We start from the raw sequence: 17,137 nt of genomic DNA, 5'->3' as shown, positions 1-17,137 counted from the left end.
TCACCAAGTACGGCACCATCAACGCCAAGGTGACCCACGTTTCGAACGATGCGGTGAATGACGAAAAGCGGGGGCTGATTTTTCCGGCGCGGGTGAGCCTGGAAAGGTCGACGATCCAGGTGGAAAACAAGACCGTTAATCTGTCACCGGGAATGGCGGTCACCGTGGAAGTCAAGACTGCCCAGCGCCGGGTGATCGAGTATTTCCTGAGTCCCTTGCTTCAGTATAAGGATGAGAGTTTGCGGGAGCGATAATTAGGCGCATCGGCAGAGGCTAAAGATTCAGGTCGACTTTGAAGAGATAAAGCGTGATCAGTGCGCCAAGCGTCGCCGAGGGTGGCAAACTGTATAATCATGCCCTGTTAAGCTAAGTAACATAACTCTCTTTTGACGAGGAATGACATGGTAGCGGCGATGGACACTGAACGGGCGCGTTTCAACATGATCGAACAGCAGATCCGTCCCTGGAATGTGCTGGATCCGGCGGTGCTGGAATTGCTGTCGGTTGTTAAGCGCGAGGATTTTGTTCCTGCGGCGTATCGGGACCTGGCTTTTGCCGATCTTGAAATTCCGCTCGGCGCCAAGCCCGGACAGACGATGCTGGCGCCCAAGATCGAAGCTCGTATCCTGCAAGAGCTGAGCCTGCGGAATGTGGACACGGTGCTCGAAGTGGGCACCGGTAGCGGCTACATGGCTGCCCTACTGGCAGCGAAAGCCGAGTACATTTACAGCGTTGAAATTGATCCGACATTGGCCGAGACGGCCAGAGGCAATCTCGGCCAAACCGGTATTGCCAATGTCAGCGTGGAAACCGGTGACGCCGCACAAGGCTGGGCATGCAGCGCGCCCTATGATGCAATTGTTCTTTCCGGGTCGACACCGATACTGCCCGAGGCACTGCTGCGTCAGCTCAAGATCGGCGGTCGGCTGGTGGCCATTGTCGGTGAGGCGCCTGCTATGCAGGTGCAGTTGGTGACGCGCACCGACGAGGATGCCTTCAATACCAGTATTGTGTTTGAAACCGTTGTTGCGCCGTTGATCAACGCCGAACAACGCAAGAAATTTGTTTTTTAGTTTTATCTGTGAGGTCCGCATCATGGGTTTGAAGCCATCGGCAAGCCGCCTGCCTCTTCTGTTTGGCCTGCTGTTCTGCGCGGCGCCGGCGTTTTCGGCCGATCTGATGCAGGTTTATCGCGATGCGCTGGCCAACGACCAGCAGTACGCCGCCGCACGCGCCACGGCCGATGCGCTGCGTGAAAAACTGCCGCAAGGGGTATCCGGTTTGTTGCCGACCATCAGCGCAACGGCCAATACGGTGTGGAACGAAAACAGGTATAACCTTAACGATATTCAGCGTACCAACAAGAATTACAACACCAACGGCTATAACGTCAGTCTGACGCAGCCGTTGTTCCGCTGGCAGAATTACGTGCAGTACGGCCAGGGGAAATTGCAGGTGGTGCAGGCCGAGGCCAATTTTGCGCAAGCCGCGCAGGATTTGATTGTCCGCGTCGCGCAGGCGTATTTCGACGTGCTCTATGCCCTAGAGAATCTCAATGCGGTGCGCGCCAACAAGGGGGCGATTTCCCAGCAACTCGAACAGGCGAAGAAAAATTTCGAGGTAGGGACAGCGACCATCACTGATTCACACGAAGCCCAGGCGCGTTTCGACCTGGCAAATGCACAGGAAATCGCTGCGGTCAATGATCTGGACGTGAAGCGCTACACGCTGCGCGTGATCGTCGGCAAGGATTCTGGCGAGCTCAATCAGCTCAAGCCGCAGGCTGAACTCAAGCCGCCGCAGCCCGCCAGCATGGAGCGCTGGGTCGATGCCGCCGAGCAGGACAGCTTCCTCGTTCAGGCCCAGCAGGCGGCGAGCGAGGTGGCGGCCAAGGAGGTCGAGCGCATGCGCGCCGGACACTATCCGACCCTCGATGCGGTGGCCAACTACGGTCGGAACAATTCGGCGCTTTCTTTTGCCGGTAACGACAGTCTGGAAACAACGGCACAAAATGTCGGCCTGCAACTTAACATCCCGATCTTCCAGGGCGGCTACGTCAACTCCAAGACCCGCGAGGCGGTCGCCAATCGTGTGGCGGCCGAGGCGGCGCTGGAAAGCGCCAAGCGCAATGCCGCGCTTAACACGCAGCAATCCTTCCTTGGCGTGGTCAATGGTCTGGCGCAGGTCAAGGCGCTTGACGCGGCGCTGATTTCGAGTACCAGCGCGCTTGAATCGAACAAGCTGGGCTACGAGGTCGGCGTGCGCATCAACATCGACGTACTCAACGCCGAGCAGCAGGTGTATGTGACCAAGCGCGATTTGGCCCGGGCGCGTTTCGATACCCTGCTGTCCCAGCTCAAGCTCAAGGCGGCGGTCGGTTCGCTTGGCGAAGCCGATCTGGAACAGATCAATCCCTTGTTCGAGGCGCGGTAACCTCGTTGATCAAGGCCAGGGTTCTGGCCGTCGCGCCGCGATGCGCCTGACTGAAACTCGCTGCCGCGAGGCGCATCGCCTGTAGTGCTTCCCCATTCTCCAGCAGCCTGTCCACTGTGCCGGCGGCGTCATCGGCATCGGCAATTCTGAGCGCCGCGCCGCAGGCGACGGCGTCTGCGGTGGCCTGTGCAAAGTTGTAGCTGTGCGGCCCAACCAGCACCGGGCAGCCGCAAGCAGCCGCTTCGATCAGATTTTGCCCGCCAAAATCCAGCAAGGTTCCGCCAATCAATGCCAGGTCGGCGACGGCGAAGTAGGCCGGCATTTCGCCCATGCTGTCGCCGAGCCAAACCTGAGTCGCGAGCGAAGGCAGCGCCCCTGCGCTGCGCCGACATAGCGCGAACTGGCGTTCTTCGATCAGTGCTGCGACTTCGGCGAAACGTTGCGGGTGGCGCGGAACGAGCAGCAGCAGCAGATCGGGCCGCTGGCAGCGGGCGAAGGCGTCAAGAATCAGCACTTCTTCCCCCTCGCGCGTGCTGGCGGCCAGCCACACCGGCCGGCCGCCGAGCACTTGCCGCCACAGTGCGCCCAGATGCAGTTTCTCCGGCGATGGGGTGACGTCGAACTTGATGTTGCCGAGCACACTGACGCGCCGCGCGCCAATCGCCTGCAGGCGTTCGGCATCGGCTGGCGTCTGCGCCGCCACTGCGCGCAGCGCAGCGAGCGCCGGGCGAATGAGCGGCGAGAAGCGCTGGTAGCCGCGTTGCGAGCGCAGCGAAAGCCGAGCATTGACCAGCAGCAGCGGCAGGCTGCGCTGTTTTGCTGCGGCGATCAGGTTGGGCCACAACTCGGTTTCCATCAGCAGGCCAAGGCGCGGCTTGAAGTGATCGAGGAAACGGCCGCAGGCGTCGGGCAAATCGTAGGGCAGGTAAACCTGGCTCAACCGCGTACCGTATTTTGCGATCAGTTCGCCGCCGGTAGCGCGGCCGGTCGGCGTCATATGCGTCAATAGCAGGGCGTGGTCCGGATAGGCGTCGAGTAGTGCTTTGATCAGCGGTTCGGCGGCGCGCGTTTCGCCGACCGAGACGACGTGCAGCCAGAACAGCGGGCCGCGGGCCGGCTGCGGGTAGACGCCGTAACGTTCGCCGAGGTGCTGCAAATACTCTGGCTGTTTGCGCGAACGCCATAACAAGCGCAGCCAGAGCAAGGGCTGCGCAAGATAAAACAGGATCGAATACAAAAGACGCGGCATCAACGAAGCTCCTGTTCGGTGACCGTCAGGACTTCGGCCGCGCTTGGCGTTCGACCCGGCGCGCCGAGATTGCGGCAAAAGCCGCTGCCGTAAACACCGGTCAGCGCCGGATCGCTCGCCGTGAACAAGGCAATGGTCGGCACGCGCAGCGCCGTGGCCAGGTGCGCGAGGCCAGTATCGACGCCAATCGCCAGCGCTGCGTTGCCGAGCAGTCCGGCCAGTTCGCGCAGCGTCAGCGGTGGCGCCACGATGGCGCCGGCAGCGGCAGCGACGATGCGTTCGGCACGCTCACGCTCGGGAGCGCTGCCGGCTGGGAATACCGGTGTCAGCCCACGCTCGGCCAGAGCCTGCGCGACGATAATCCAGTTCGCTTCAGCCCACAGCTTGTGGTCACGGCTGGTCGCCGTCAGCAGCACGGCGTAGCGCTTGCCAGATAACCATGGCAGGTCGACGGCGGGCGTCTTAATGCCGTAGTCAAGCGGCAGGTCGAGCGCGGTGTTGAAGGCGGCAGCGGCCAGCCAGCGGTTGCGTTCAACTGCGTGAGCATTGGGCGGGATGAGGAAGGTTTCGTCGTAGAAACGGGCGGCCAAAGGTTCGCGCGCAACTTCAGCCGCGTAGCCAAAACGCCGGCCCCTGGCCTGGCTGGCAATCAGCGCGCTCTTGATCAAACCCTGGGTGTCGAGGATGACATCGTAGGAGTTGCGCCCGATTTGCCTTCTGAATTGACCGATTTCGCGCCAGGTGACCCGCTGCCCAAGTGACTTGCGCCAGCGCCGGAAGGCGACCGGAATGACTTCACCGACCTCCGGGTGCAGGCGCGGAATGTCGGCAAAAGCCTCTTCGACACACCAGTCAATCTGGGCCTCGGGAAACGAGCGACGAAGATCGCTGACCACCGGCAGATTGTGAACGACATCGCCAAGCGACGAGGTTTTGACCAACAGAATACGCATCGGCGGGTAAAATGATGTTTTGCAAAGCGGCATTATAAGAGATCGAAAGGACAAGCCTTGATTCTGGTAACTGGCGGTGCAGGTTTTATTGGAACCAACTTCATTCTCGACTGCTTGCACGAGGGCGACGAGACGGTACTTAACCTCGACAAGCTGACCTATGCCGGCAACCTCGAAAACCTCGCCGAGCTAAGCGGCGATCCGCGCTATGCCTTTGTCCAGGGCGATTTTGGCGACCAGGCGCTGGTCGATAAGCTTCTCCTGAGGCATCGGCCGCGTGCGGTGATCAACTTTGCCGCCGAGAGCCATGTCGATCGCTCAATTCATGGTCCCGGCGAGTTCATCCAGACCAATATCGTCGGTACCTTCAAGCTGCTTGAAAGCGTTCGTGCCTATTTCGCCACGATGAGCGATATGGAAAAGGCGGCATTCCGCTTCCTGCACGTGTCGACCGACGAGGTTTACGGGTCACTGACCGCCACCGATCCGGCCTTCAGTGAATCTAACCGCTACGAGCCGAACAGCCCGTACTCGGCGTCCAAGGCGGCGTCCGATCATCTGGTGCGCGCCTACCATCACACCTACGGCCTGCCGGTACTGACCACCAACTGCTCGAACAACTACGGCCCTTACCAGTTCCCCGAGAAGTTAATTCCCCTGATCATCGTCAATGCCCTGGCCGGCAAGCCGCTGCCGATCTACGGCGACGGTCAGCAGGTGCGCGACTGGCTGTACGTCGCCGACCATTGCGCCGCCATCCGCTGCGTCCTCGCTGCCGGTCGTCTGGGCGAGACCTATAACATCGGGGGAAGCAACGAGAAGCCCAATCTCGACATCGTCCACGCGGTTTGCGACCTGCTCGATCAGTTGCGTCCACGCGCCGATGGTCAGCCCTATCGTCAGCAGATCACCTACGTCACTGACCGCCCCGGGCATGATCGCCGCTACGCCATTGACGCCAGCAAAATCGAACGCGAGCTTGGATGGCGACCGGCTGAAACCTTTGCCAGCGGCATGCGCAAGACGGTGGACTGGTATCTTGATCATCAGAACTGGATCAGCAACGTACAAACGGGCGCTTACCGGGAGTGGGTTGATAAAAACTATGGAGGGCGGAGCGCATGAAGATCGTTCTGTTTGGCAAAGGCGGACAGGTCGGCTGGGAGCTACAGCGCAGCTTGGCGCCACTCGGTGAGGTGATTGCCCTCGATCACGACAGCGCCGACGGACTGTGCGGCGACTTCACCAACCGGGCCGGTCTGGCCGCGACGGTGCGCCGGACGAAACCGGACATCATTGTCAATGCCGCCGCCTATACAGCCGTCGACCGGGCCGAGTCCGAGCCCGACCTGGTGCGTCGGATTAATGCCCTGGCCCCAGGCGTATTGGCCGATGAAGCGCAGGAACTCGGCGCCTGGCTGGTGCATTTTTCGACCGACTACGTGTTCGACGGGAGCGGAAGCGCGCCGTGGCGGGAGAGCGACCCGACCGGGCCACTCAGTGTTTACGGCAGGACCAAGCTGGAGGGTGAGCAGGCCGTCGCGCGGTGCGAACGGCATCTGGTCTTGCGCACCAGTTGGGTCTATGCCGCGCGCGGTGCGAACTTCATAAAGACCATGCTACGTCTGGCGCAGGAGCGTGAGCAGTTGAAGGTCATTGACGATCAGATCGGTGCGCCGACCGGCGCCGAACTATTGGCTGATGTCACTGCTCATGCCTTGCGCACCGTGCAGGAGCGCCCGGAACTCGCCGGCACCTACCATCTGGCCGCCAGCGGCGAAACGAGCTGGCATGGCTATGCGCGCTATGTGATCGAACATGCCCGCGAACACGCCCGCAAGGCGGGGCAACCGATTCGCGTCAGGCCCGAGGCGATCGAAGCGGTTCCATCCAGCGCCTACCCGACAACAGCGCAGCGCCCTCTTAACTCCAGACTTGACACGCTCAAGTTGCAGGCTGCCTTCGGTCTGCAACTTCCGGACTGGAAGCCAGGCGTTGCAAGGGTTTTGGCTGAGGTGCTGGACAGTGGAAAAGCGTAGGCAGGCAGTTCCTGGAAGTTCATTCCACGGTCACTGATTTTGCCAGATTGCGCGGTTTATCGACATCGGTCCCGCGTACCAGTGCGATGTGATAGGCCAGCAGTTGCAGGGGAACGACGTGTAGCAGCGGGGAAAGCTGGCCGTAATGCTCGGGCAGATGGATGACGTGCACACCGTCGGCGGCGTGCATTCCGCTGCCGGCATCGGCAAACACATAAAGCTCGCCGCCGCGCGCGCGAACTTCCTGCAAATTGGACTTGAGCTTTTCAAGCAGCACGTCATTCGGAGCTACGGCAATGACCGGCATGTCCTTATCGACCAGGGCCAGCGGCCCGTGTTTCAGTTCGCCCGCCGGATAGGCCTCGGCATGGATGTAGCTGATCTCCTTGAGCTTGAGTGCGCCTTCAAGGGCAATCGGGTAGTGCAGGCCACGCCCGAGAAAAAGCGCATTTTGCTTCATGGCAAAGTGTGCGGCCCAGGCGCGGATCTGCGACTCGAGCTCTAGCACCTTGGATACCGCAATCGGCAAGTGACGCAAGGCTTGCAACTCGTCAAACTCAAGCTGCTCCGGGAGACGGCCATGCAGCTTGGCAAGCGTCAGGGTTAGCAAGTAAAGCGCAGCCAGTTGCGTGGTAAACGCCTTGGTCGAGGCAACGCCAATCTCGGGGCCGGCACGGGTAATGAAACGCAGTGCATTTTCCCGCACCAGCGAGGACTCGGGAACATTGCAGATGCACAGCGTATGGGCCATGCCCAAAGACTTGGCGTGATGCAGCGCGGCCAGTGTATCGGCCGTTTCGCCCGATTGGGAAAGGGTGACCACCAGGGTCTGCGGATCGGGAACGGATTGGCGATAACGGTATTCGCTCGCCACTTCAACGTTGCAGGCAATCCCGGCAATCGCTTCGAGCCAGTAACGGGCGACCAGGCCGGCGTAGTAGCTGGTGCCGCAGGCGATGATCAGCACCTGGCTGACCTCCTTGAGCACGACTTCGCTATCGGCGCCAAACAGTCCGGGCTGAATGCTGCGCGCTGCGCCAAGCATTTCAAGCGTATTGGAGAGCGCGACCGGCTGCTCGAAGATCTCCTTCTGCATGAAGTGACGATACTTGCCAAGCTCGACGGCATCAGCGGACAACTGCGATTCGCTCTCCACCCGTTCGACCGGCGTGCCGTCAACGCGCGTGATTCGATAGCTGCCACGCATCAGTTCAGCACAGTCTCCGTTTTCCAGATAAACGATGCGCCGAGTGACCTGCAACAGGGCGGACGCATCGGAAGCGGCATAGTTGCCGTCATCTGCCAGGCCGAGCAACAAGGGTGAGCCTTCACGGGCGACGACGATGCGCTGCGGGTCGGCCTCGCTGAGTACGGCAAGGGCATAGGCCCCCTGCAACTGGGCAATGGCGGCACGCGTTGCGGCAAATAAATCCGGATTCGTTTTCAGTTCGCAGTCGATCAGATGGGCCACTACCTCGGTGTCGGTCTCCGACGTGAACGCATAGCCTGCGGCCTTCAGCCGGACACGCAGGGGCTCATGGTTCTCGATAATACCGTTGTGCACCACGGCCAGCCCGTGCGAGATATGCGGATGTGCATTGCGTTCGCTGGGAACGCCGTGCGTGGCCCAGCGTGTATGGGCAATTCCGGTATGGCCGGCAGCGCCGCTTGCGTTGACCTGTGCGGCAAGTTCGGCCACCCGACCGACGGCGCGCAGACGCTGCAAGCCAGAAGCATTGATCAGTGCCAGCCCGGCCGAGTCATAGCCGCGATATTCGAGCTTACGCAAGCCTTCAAGAAGAACGGAAACAATATTGCGGTCAGCAACCGCTGCAACGATGCCACACACGCTTCACTCCCTGTTTTTTACTTTTGGTCGCGTCCAGCCGGCAATCGCGACCTGCTTGGCGCGCGACACGGTCAGTGTGTCCGCCGGCGCATTCCTGGTCAGCGTGGTGCCGGCCCCGAGGGTCGCGCCACGACCGACGGTAACGGGCGCGACAAGTTGCGTATCGGACCCGATGAAGGCGTCGTCCTCGATAATCGTCTGGAACTTGTTGACACCGTCATAGTTACAGGTAATCGTTCCGGCCCCGACATTCACCCGTCTACCGATGATCGCATCGCCGATATAGGCCAGATGATTGACCTTTGAGTGTGCCGCGATCCGACTTTTCTTGATTTCGACGAAGTTGCCGATGTGCACGTCCTCGGCCAGTTCGGTGCCGGGACGCAAACGGGCAAACGGGCCAATCCTGCTGTCCGGCCCGATCACCGCGTCCTCGATATGGGTAAAAGCGGCCAGACGCGTTCCGGCGCCTATGCGTGCATTCTTCAGCACGCAGTTGGGTCCGACTTCAACTGCCTCGTCGAGTTCGACGCGGCCTTCGAAAACGCAGTTGACGTCGATGAACACGTCGCGCCCGCACAACAATTCGCCGCGCACATCAAAGCGTGCTGGATCAGCCAGACGCACGCCCTGTTCCATTAGCTGTTCAGCGGTGCGGCGCTGCGCAATGCGCTCAAGTTCGGCGAGCTGTACCTTGCTGTTAACGCCAAGCACTTCCCATTCGTTTTCCGGGTGCACCGTGCGCACCGGCAGGCCCGCAGCAACGGCCATGCTGACGATGTCCGTCAGGTAATACTCTTTCTGCGCGTTATGGTCCGACAAACGGCCAAGCCACTCGCCAAGCAACACACTGGGCATGGCCATGATTCCGGTATTGATTTCACCAATGCTCCGCTCTTCGGGCGTCGAATCTTTTTGTTCGACAATGCGTATAACGCGCCCTGCGTTGTCGCGCACGATACGGCCGTAGCCGTCCGGATCAGACAAGTTTACGGTGAGAATGGTCAGCGCGTCCCGAGCGGCGTGCACCAGTCTTTTCAGTGTTTCAGCCTGAATCAGCGGCACGTCGCCGTAAAGGATGAGGGTCGTTCCTTCGCCTTGCAGATGCGGCAAGGCCTGTTGCACGGCGTGTCCCGTGCCCAGTTGCGGCTCCTGCAAGGCCCAGGCCAGATCGGGTGCGTCCAGCGTGCTGCGCACGGCGTCGCCGCCATGGCCATAGACCAGACAGAGGGTTTGCGGACACAGGCTGCGGGCGGTATCAATGACGTGCAGCACCAGCGCCTTGCCGGCCAGCGGATGCAGGACCTTGGGCAAATTGGAATGCATGCGCTTGCCCTGCCCCGCGGCGAGGATGACAATATTCATTCGGGTGTCCAGTGCAGCGGGCAGACGGACTAGCGGTCTTCCTGTCCGGAGAGAATGTCGCCCAGCATCTGTTTCCCCCTGGGCGAAACATACCAGTGCAGAACATTCTTGTCGTTGATACGCGTCTCGATGATGCCCAGGTTCTTGAGGACGGTCAGACGGGTGCTGACCAAATCACGCGCCAATCCAGTCTTGTCGGTGAGTCCGACAAGATTGCCGTAAACGTAGTTTTCCTCGGCCAATGCGCGAAGGATCTCGATATCGTTGTAGGACAGCGACTCCCTGACCACCTCAGGCTTGAGTGCCGTTAGGGTGTCAGGTGGTGGCGGCAAGGCCTCTTCGCGTGGTGCGGGCGGTGGTGTCGTCTCCTGCCGTTGCTGCTTGATCTGGACCATGTCACGCTTCATTTGATCCATTTGATTGAGCAATTTGTTGGCTACGTTTTCAAAGACGCGGCGCGAAGCCACCACATAGATCAGACAGAACCCGGCGAAGACGAAAAAATCAACCGGGCGGGTACGCGCCGCTTCCAGCAAATTACTCGAAATCATATTCAGGAAGAGCGGCACGGTCAGTGCGGCAATGACCCCAAGAATCGGGTATTTCCCCCACTCGCGACGTCCGACTTCGTTTTGCCGTTCGCTCAGAAAATAGTTGGCAACCCCGCCGAGAATCCCGGCAGCGACCATGATCAGCAGGATCATCAGCATGTAGCTATCCAGCGTGCTGGGCAGCGCGGTAACCTGCAAGGATTTCTGCAATTCCGGATTCATTGTCCATTCCCCGATTTGAGCAGACGCTACTATGCCATAGCCTTGTCCGAAGCTGAAGAAAACTACACCACCACACTCAGCGCGGTAACGTGCTTGATCCCATCAGGAAGGCGTCAACCTCTCTGGCGCACTGCCGACCCTCACGGATCGCCCAGACTACCAGCGATTGCCCGCGGCGCGTATCGCCCGCAACGAAGACCTTGGCTGCATTCGTTGCGTAACAGCCTGCGCCGTCGGTTGTCGCCTTGGCATTGCCGCGCACATCTTTTTCAACAGCAAAGGCATCGAGTAGTCCGCTGACCGGATTGACAAAACCCATGGCCAGCAAAACGAGATCGGCGGCAACGGTTTGTTCGCTGCCAGCAAGTTCGCTCATCTTGCCGTCTTTCCACTCCAGCGCAACCGTTTTAAGCGATTTGAGAACACCGTTTTCACCGATGAATTCCTTGGTCGCGATAGCGAACTTGCGCTGCGTGTCGCCTTCCTGATGTGACGATGACGTTCGCATTTTGAGCGGCCAGTAAGGCCAGGTCAGCGCCTTGTCTTCTTCCTCGGGCGGCTGTGGCATCAGTTCGAACTGGGTTACCGAAGCCGCGCCCTGGCGATAACTGGTTCCCACGCAGTCAGAACCCGTATCACCACCACCGATGACAACAACATGCTTGCCCCGGGCGTTGATCGGATTGACCTTGCCACCACCAACTTCCTTGTTTTGCGGAATGAGGAACTCAAGTGCGGCATAGGTGCCCTGTAATTCACGCCCCGGAACCGGCAAATCGCGCGGCACTTCCGAACCGGCCGCAAGAATCACCGCATCAAAATCCTGTTTGAGCTGATCGGCCGCAATGAATTGCGTTGCATCGCTGATTACGCCCTCTGGCAACTCCTTGCATCCAACCATCACCTGGGTACGAAAGGTAACGCCCTCGGCTTCCATCTGTTTGACGCGACGCGCGATCAGGGATTTGTCCAGCTTGAAGTCAGGAATGCCGTAAGTTAGCAATCCACCGGGGCGATCGTTTTTCTCGAACACCGTCACGGCGTGCCCGACACGTGCCAGTTGCTGGGCGGCCGCCAGGCCGGCGGGTCCAGAACCAACAATGGCAATCTTCTTTCCCGTCCTGGTTTTTGGCGGCTGCGGAACGATCCAGCCCATTGCCCAGCCTTTATCGACAATCGCGTGCTCGATCGACTTGATCCCCACCGGGTCATTGTTAATGTTAAGCGTGCATGCGGCTTCGCAGGGCGCCGGACAAATACGCCCGGTGAAATCCGGGAAGTTGTTGGTCGAGTGCAACACCTCGAGCGCCTGCTCCCAGTTGCCACGGTAAACGAGGTCATTCCAGTCCGGGATGATGTTATTTACCGGACAACCATTGTTGCAGAAAGGTATGCCGCAATCCATGCAGCGCGCGCCCTGCACACTCGCCTGTTCATCACTGAGCGTCGCCACAAACTCGTGGAAATTTTTCAGTCGGCCGGCGACAGGCACATAGGCCTCCGACAGGCGCTGATACTCCATGAAGCCGGTCGGCTTTCCCATTTATGCTGCCTCCAATTGCTTTTGTACGGCCATTTCTGTCAGCGCCCGACGATATTCATGCGGCATCACCTTGACGAAGCGGGCGCGGTAGCTTGCCCAGTCATCAAGGATCCCGAGTGCCTGCAAACTGCCCGTGTGCTGTGCGTGTTTCTCGATCAAGCCCTTGAGCAGCAGTTCATCGGCCATGCCGAGGTGACGGACATCCACTCGGCCATGACTTTCGAGTTCATCGCCGGAGTCGCTGCCCTTGCGCGCGGCGATTTCTTCCTCAACCGGTTCCAGGGCCACCTGCGCCATATTGCAGCGCGACTCGAAGCTGCCATCCTCGTCGAGCACGTAGGCCACGCCGCCCGACATGCCAGCAGCGAAATTGCGGCCCGTCATCCCGAGCACGACAACGGTACCGCCCGTCATGTATTCGCAACCGTGATCGCCCACCCCCTCGACAACGGTGGTAGCGCCCGAATTGCGAACCGCGAAGCGTTCGCCAGCCACCCCGGCAAAAAAGGCCTCACCCTCGATGGCACCGTAAAGAACGGTATTGCCGACGATGATGTTGTGCGGGGTCTTGCCAGTAAACGCCGGGTTGGGACGAACGATGATACGCCCGCCCGACAAACTCTTGCCCACGTAATCATTGCCTTCGCCGACAAGATCTACAGTCACGCCACGCGCTAGCAGTGCGCCAAAACTCTGTCCGGCTGTTCCCTTGAACGTGATGTGAATAGTGCCGTCAGGCAAACCAGCATAGCCATATTTCGCGGCAACCCGGCTGGAAAGCATGGCGCCGATGGTGCGATTGGCATTGCGGACCGGCAGTTCGATTTTGACCGGCTTGGCCTCTTCGAGCGCCGGTTTGGCCAATTCGATGAGTTGGTTGTCGAGTGCTTTGAGCAGACCGTGATCCTGCACTTCGCAGTGAAACACGGGCTCGCCAGTGCGTCTTGCGGGGCGATAAAAGATGCGACTGTAGTCCAGGCCTTGCGCCTTCCAGTGCTCGACACCCTTGCGCACGTCAAGCAGGTCGGCGCGCCCGATCAGGTCGTCAAACTTGCGAATGCCGATCTGCGCCATTAGTTCGCGCAGTTCTTCAGCAACGAAGAAGAAGAAGTTGACCACATGTTCGGGCTGACCCGAGAACTTGCGGCGCAGAATCGGGTCTTGCGTCGCCACGCCCACCGGACAGGTGTTGAGGTGGCACTTGCGCATCATGATGCAGCCCTGGACGACCAGCGGCGCCGTGGCAAAACCGACTTCGTCGGCGCCAAGCAAAGCCGCGATCAGCACATCGCGCCCGGTCTTCATCTGACCATCGGCCTGTACACGAACACGACCACGCAGGCGGTTGAGCACCAGGGTCTGCTGTGTCTCGGCCAGACCCAGTTCCCATGGCGATCCGGCGTGTTTGATCGACGATAGCGGGCTGGCGCCGGTTCCGCCGTCGTGACCGGCAATCACTAAATGATCCGCCTTGGCCTTGGTCACTCCCGCAGCGACTGTACCGACACCCACCTCGGATACCAGTTTGACGCTGATTGAGGCCTCGGAATTAGCGTTTTTCAAGTCATGAATCAGTTGCGCCAGATCTTCAATCGAATAAATGTCGTGATGCGGCGGCGGCGAAATCAGGCCGACGCCGGGCACTGAGTGGCGCAGATAGCCGATGTACTCGGACACCTTGTGCCCAGGCAATTGCCCACCTTCACCCGGCTTGGCGCCTTGCGCCATCTTGATCTGGATCTGATCGGCGTTGACCAGGTATTCGCCGGTCACGCCAAATCGACCCGAAGCCACCTGCTTAATCGCCGAACGCAGACTATCGCCTTCCTTGAGTTGCAAATCGCGCTCAATGCGACCCCTGCCGATGATTTCGGAAACCATCTGACCGGCCTTGACCGGCTTGAAGCGAGCTGGATCTTCGCCACCTTCACCGGTATTGGACTTGCCGCCGATCCGGTTCATGGCAATCGCCAGCGTGCTGTGCGCCTCGGTCGAGATCGAGCCGAGCGACATGGCGCCGGTAGCAAAACGCTTGACGATTTCCTTGGCTGGTTCAACCTCGTTAAGCGGCACTGACGGGCCGGACGATTTGATCTCGAACATCCCGCGCAAGGTCATGTGCCGCTGCGTCTGATCGTTAATGAGCTTGGCGTATTCTTTGTAAGTGTCATACTTGCCGGAGCGCGTCGAATGCTGAAGTTTGGCAATGGCGTCCGGCGTCCACATGTGCTCTTCGCCGCGAATTCTGAAAGCATATTCGCCACCGGCGTCGAGCATGCTGGAAAGTACCGGGTCGTCGCTAAACGCCTGCCGATGCTGACGAATGGATTCTTCCATCACTTCGAAAATACCAATCCCCTCAACCTGTGTCGAGGTGCCGGTAAAGTACTTATCTACCAGTTTCTTTTGCAGACCGATGGCCTCAAAGATTTGCGCACCGGTATAGGACATGTAGGTCGAAATGCCCATCTTTGACATGACCTTGAGCAGTCCCTTGCCAACGCCCTTGACGAAGTGCTTGACGGCTTTTTCGCGCTCCTTCTCATCGCTTCCCACCATTTGCTGCAAGGTTTCGAGCGCGAGGTAGGGATGTACTGCTTCGGCTCCGTAACCGGCCAGTACGGCAAAATGATGGGTTTCGCGCGCTGAACCGGTTTCGACAACGAGACCGGCCCGGGTGCGCAAGCCATGGGTCACCAGATGCTGATGCACTGCCGAGGTCGCCAGTAGTGCCGGAATGGCAACATGGTCCCGGTCTAGCTTGCGGTCAGAGACAATCAGCAAACCGCAACCGCGCTGCACGGCATCTTCCGCTTCAGCACACAGCGAAGCCAAGCGCGCTTCAACACCCTCTTTGCCCCAGGCCAGCGGGTAGCAGATATCGAGTTCGGCAGAATGGAATTTGTCATCCGTGTAGGCCGCAATATTGCGCAGCTTGGCCATGTCGGCATAGCTTAGCACCGGCTGTGAAACCTCCAGGCGGTAGGGCGGGTTGATTTCATTAATGCCGAGCAGATTCGGTTTGGGGCCAATAAAAGACACCAGCGACATGACAAGTTGTTCGCGAATCGGGTCGATCGGTGGGTTGGTGACCTGCGCAAACAGTTGACGGAAGTAGTTGAACAGGGATTTGTTTTTATTCGACAGCACCGCCAGAGGAGAATCATTCCCCATCGAGCCGGTCGCTTCTTCGCCAGTCTTGGACATCGGCTCAAGAATGAACTTGATGTCTTCCTGAGTAAAGCCGAACGCCTGCTGACGATCAAGCAAGGATGCAGAACACTCCGGAGCTGCGGCATTGGCCGGGACTTCCAGGCCATCGAGCTTGATGTTGATGCGTGCCACCCAGTCCTGATAGGGTTTTTGCCGCGATAGCGTTTCTTTCAGTTCGAGATCGTCAATGATGCGTCCTTGGTCGAGGTCGATCAGGAACATCTTGCCCGGCTGCAAACGCCACTTCTTGACGATATTCTCGTCGGGAATCGGCAATACACCGGATTCCGATGACATCACGACAAGATCGTCGTTGGTCACCAGATAACGCGCCGGACGCAGACCATTACGATCAAGCGTCGCACCAATCTGGCGACCGTCGGTAAAGGCCACGGCGGCCGGGCCGTCCCATGGCTCCATCATCGCCGCATGATATTCGTAAAAAGCGCGGCGTTTCTCGTCCATCAAGGTGTGCGACTCCCAGGCTTCGGGAATCAGCATCATCATGGCGTGCGCCAGCGAGTAACCGCCCATCACCAGCAATTCGAGCGCGTTGTCGAACGAGGCTGTGTCGGATTGATTGGGATAAATCAGAGGCCATATCTTGTCCAGATCAGCGCCAAGCAACGGTGAGGAGGTTCCCTTTTCGCGTGCGCGCATCCAGTTGTAGTTGCCGCGCAGCGTATTGATCTCGCCGTTGTGCGCAATCATGCGGAATGGGTGGGCAAGCGGCCAGGTCGGGAAGGTATTGGTCGAAAACCGTTGGTGCACCAGCGCCAGCGCCGAAACGCAACGTGGGTCCTTGAGATCAACATAGTATTCGCCGACCTGATCAGCGAGCAGCAGTCCTTTATAGACAATCGTTCGCGCTGACATCGACGGCTGATAGAATTCCTTGCTATGCTCAAGCCCCAGCGCCCGGATGGCGTTGGCCGCGCGGCGGCGAATGACATACAGTTTGCGCTCAAGCGCATCAGTCACCATCACGTCGGCGCCACGGCCAATAAAAATTTGGCGAATGATCGGCTCACGTTCACGAACTGCCGGCGACATAGGCATGGTGTGATTGATTGGCACATCCCGCCAGCCAAGAACAACCTGCCCTTCGGAACGCACCGCGCGTTCAATTTCCTCCTGACAAGCCAGGCGCGAAGCCGATTCCTTCGGCAGAAAAACCATGCCGACACCATAGTCGCCGGCACGCGGCAGCAGCACTCCCTGCTCGGCCATCACAGCACGGAAAAAGTCGTCCGGAATCTGGATCAGAATGCCTGCACCGTCACCCATCAGAGGATCGGCGCCGACAGCGCCCCGGTGATCCAGATTTTTCAGGATTAACAGTCCCTGCTCAATGATCGAGTGACTTTTCTTGCCCTTGATATGGGTTACAAAACCGACGCCGCAGCCATCGTGTTCATTGACCGGGTCATATAACCCTTGCCGTTCAGGCACAGCCGAATCCATCACGCTCAAATCCTCACAAAACAACAGAAAAGCCAGCCAACAGCTAGCTTATGCATTCAATGGGCAGCCGATGAGTATAGCGTGAAACTCCTGTCATACAAACCATTTGCCCGCACCAAAAGAGTGCGGCAGCGCCACGCCGCCTGCCTTCCCGTTGAGCGAAGTTGTTGGACACTGCAAGTGAAGAATTGCTTTCTGTTGCACAGCACGAAGTCTTCACACGCAACGCTTATTCGGAAAGAGGGAACGACGACAA

The 17,137-nt window shown here is 59.2% G+C and carries 11 protein-coding genes and 1 pseudogene; 5 read left to right on the top strand and 7 right to left on the bottom strand.

Going from position 1 to position 17,137, the window contains the following annotated elements; genetic code table 11:
- The 3 genes and pseudogenes from Q1J43_RS02395 to Q1J43_RS02385 form a co-directional block, all read left to right on the top strand.
- Positions 1 to 254: pseudogene (locus Q1J43_RS02395) on the top strand (hemolysin secretion protein D); the annotation flags it as partial.
- 159 nt (positions 255 to 413) lie between these two features.
- Entirely contained in the window at positions 414 to 1,073 is a 660-nt protein-coding gene (locus tag Q1J43_RS02390) for a protein-L-isoaspartate O-methyltransferase (RefSeq protein WP_301100728.1), read from the top strand.
- Positions 1,074 to 1,095: 22 nt separating this feature from the next.
- Positions 1,096 to 2,433: a TolC family outer membrane protein gene (locus tag Q1J43_RS02385; protein WP_301100726.1), complete on the top strand. Its 1,338-nt coding sequence runs from the start codon at positions 1,096 to 1,098 to the stop codon at positions 2,431 to 2,433.
- Here the strand turns inward: Q1J43_RS02385 and waaA are convergent.
- Both waaA and waaC read right to left on the bottom strand, forming a co-directional pair.
- On the bottom strand, positions 2,408 to 3,682 hold the full coding sequence (gene waaA / locus Q1J43_RS02380) for a lipid IV(A) 3-deoxy-D-manno-octulosonic acid transferase (RefSeq protein ID WP_366141822.1): 1,275 nt from the start codon (positions 3,680 to 3,682) through the stop codon (positions 2,408 to 2,410). The genes Q1J43_RS02385 and waaA overlap by 26 nt on opposite strands.
- Positions 3,682 to 4,635 (bottom strand): lipopolysaccharide heptosyltransferase I, encoded by a 954-nt coding sequence (gene waaC, locus Q1J43_RS02375; RefSeq protein WP_301100724.1) that lies wholly within the window; start codon positions 4,633 to 4,635, stop codon positions 3,682 to 3,684. Before waaC ends, waaA begins: the two co-directional genes overlap by 1 nt.
- A gap of 57 nt (positions 4,636 to 4,692) precedes the next feature.
- Between waaC and rfbB the strand changes: the two genes are divergently transcribed.
- Both rfbB and rfbD read left to right on the top strand, forming a co-directional pair.
- Positions 4,693 to 5,760 carry a dTDP-glucose 4,6-dehydratase gene (gene rfbB / locus Q1J43_RS02370; protein ID WP_301100723.1) on the top strand — a complete coding sequence of 356 codons (1,068 nt, stop codon included), beginning with the start codon at positions 4,693 to 4,695 and terminating at the stop codon, positions 5,758 to 5,760.
- Complete coding sequence (gene rfbD / locus Q1J43_RS02365; RefSeq protein ID WP_301100722.1) at positions 5,757 to 6,674, top strand: dTDP-4-dehydrorhamnose reductase; 918 nt, start codon at positions 5,757 to 5,759, stop codon at positions 6,672 to 6,674. The genes rfbB and rfbD overlap by 4 nt, the downstream gene beginning before the upstream one ends.
- Positions 6,675 to 6,693: 19 nt before the next feature.
- On the opposite strand, the gene glmS is transcribed toward rfbD, so the two are convergent.
- From glmS to gltB, 5 genes are all read right to left on the bottom strand, one after another.
- Entirely contained in the window at positions 6,694 to 8,523 is a 1,830-nt protein-coding gene (gene glmS, locus Q1J43_RS02360; RefSeq protein ID WP_301100721.1) for a glutamine--fructose-6-phosphate transaminase (isomerizing), read from the bottom strand.
- 3 nt (positions 8,524 to 8,526) lie between these two features.
- Positions 8,527 to 9,888, bottom strand: a complete 1,362-nt coding sequence (gene glmU, locus Q1J43_RS02355) for a bifunctional UDP-N-acetylglucosamine diphosphorylase/glucosamine-1-phosphate N-acetyltransferase GlmU (RefSeq protein ID WP_301100720.1) — start codon at positions 9,886 to 9,888, stop codon at positions 8,527 to 8,529.
- Between the two features lie 29 nt (positions 9,889 to 9,917).
- On the bottom strand, positions 9,918 to 10,661 hold the full coding sequence (locus Q1J43_RS02350) for a YEATS-associated helix-containing protein (protein WP_301100719.1): 744 nt from the start codon (positions 10,659 to 10,661) through the stop codon (positions 9,918 to 9,920).
- A 76-nt stretch (positions 10,662 to 10,737) separates the two neighbouring features.
- A complete protein-coding gene (locus Q1J43_RS02345) occupies positions 10,738 to 12,204 on the bottom strand; it encodes a glutamate synthase subunit beta (protein ID WP_301100718.1) in 1,467 nt (488 codons plus the stop codon).
- Positions 12,205 to 16,881 (bottom strand): glutamate synthase large subunit, encoded by a 4,677-nt coding sequence (gltB, locus tag Q1J43_RS02340; protein WP_301100717.1) that lies wholly within the window; start codon positions 16,879 to 16,881, stop codon positions 12,205 to 12,207.
- Positions 16,882 to 17,137: the final 256 nt, after the last annotated feature.

The sequence above is a fragment of the Propionivibrio sp. genome (assembly GCF_029255185.1).
GTDB lineage: Bacteria > Pseudomonadota > Gammaproteobacteria > Burkholderiales > Rhodocyclaceae > Propionivibrio.
Note: the sequence above shows the minus strand (reverse complement) of the source record. Positions and strands in the feature narration are given on the sequence as shown.